The 1,476-nt window shown below is 51.7% G+C and carries 2 pseudogenes; both read right to left on the bottom strand.

Annotation, left to right across the window (positions count from 1 at the left end):
- A pseudogene (locus tag Q0277_RS00865) lies at positions 1 to 847 on the bottom strand (hypothetical protein); the annotation flags it as partial.
- A gap of 22 nt (positions 848 to 869) precedes the next feature.
- A pseudogene (locus Q0277_RS00870) lies at positions 870 to 1,476 on the bottom strand (disulfide bond formation protein B); the annotation flags it as partial.

Here is a 1,476-nt window from a genome sequence, read left to right on the forward strand (position 1 = left end):
CCGCCGCCGTAAAGACGGTATGTTTTGTAAGCGGCACCCATTTGCCGCGCCATGCGTAGCCTTCGGAGCCCGCGTAAGCGTCGCCGTTGTAGTGATATATCGATTTTTCGTACGGCATCCATTTTTTCGCTTTGGCGCTCCATTCGTAGGTCGATACGAAATTGTTTCTGTCGCTTTCATCGACAATCCTTTTTGTAAGGTGCGTCGGCGTCCATCTGCCATTTTTTAGCGTGAAATTTTGCAAAATTTCCGTTTTGCCCTCGCGCTTTTCGACGGCTTTTTCACCCTCGTATGGCTTGCCGTCCTTTTGCAGACTAAAATAAATTTTCGAGCCGTCCTTTGCGATCTCCTGCTTGCTCATCGCCGTTTCGCGAAATTTGTTTGTATTCGCGTCCCAGTCGTATTCGATATTTTCGATCTCGCGCTCGCCGCTTTCGTCAAATTTGCTAAAGCTTTTCGATACGGACGCTCCCTCTTCGCCGCTCTTTTTGTAGATTTTTTCTAGGCGGCGGGTTTTGGCGTCGTAGTTTTGGCTCACTTCATATTCGTAGCGCGGCACGGCACCGCCCTCTGTTTTATAACTCGTCTTTTGCAGGCAAATTTTATCCGTTCGCGCTTTGAAATTTGATGCCGTTTCGTGTGTCTCGCCCGTCTCGGTCGCGCCTGCAGGCATCGCAAGCGCTAATGTCGCCGCCAAAATAAAGCCTGCTAAAACCGCCGTCCGCGCCCTCGAATTTACCGCCGCTCGCGCCCTAAAAGACCCCGCCGAAATAATCGCTCGCGCCTTTAAATTTACCGCTGCAAAATCTGCCGCATCCTCGGGTAAAATTTTAAAAACACCTCTCATGACCGCTCCTTTTATCTAAATTTTAAATCGCGGGGCTTTCGAGCTCATACACGACGTCCTGTCCGCCCTCCACGCTTAGGATGAAGAGCGACTCGCCCTTGATCGCGATAGCGTGCATATCGCCGACGGCAGGCAGCTCGTAGGCATCCACCGCTCTCATCGTCTCTGCGTCCACGACGAGTAGGGTGTTGTAATTTTTGCTAAGCGCTAGAATTTTGCCGTTTTTCACGTCGGCGCCGGTGATGTAGTAGTTGTTTAGATCGCGCCCGTCTTTTAGCTCAAGCCCTGCGCCCGCTTTTAGGACGCTTTCGGCGCTTAGGGTTTGATCGTTTTTATCGACCCTGATGACGACGACTTTTTTTGAAACCTCATTCGGCACGGAGAACATATACATAAACTCGCTTGCGGGGTCGCTTGCGATCGATAGGACGTAGGCCTTTTTTGCCCTGACGGTTAGCACGACGGGGCGATCTCTATACCACGAGGTCTTTAGCCCGCCGCTGCTTTCGCGGAAGGTGTTCCACTCTTTAAATTTGTCGATCTCGCCCTGCGGCGCTTTTTCCACCGCCCAAAGGGTCTTGTTGAAAGCGGTCGTGATGAGCTTGCCGTCTGCAAAGGTGCTATCGACG

Source organism: uncultured Campylobacter sp., assembly GCF_938030815.1.
GTDB lineage: Bacteria > Campylobacterota > Campylobacteria > Campylobacterales > Campylobacteraceae > Campylobacter_B.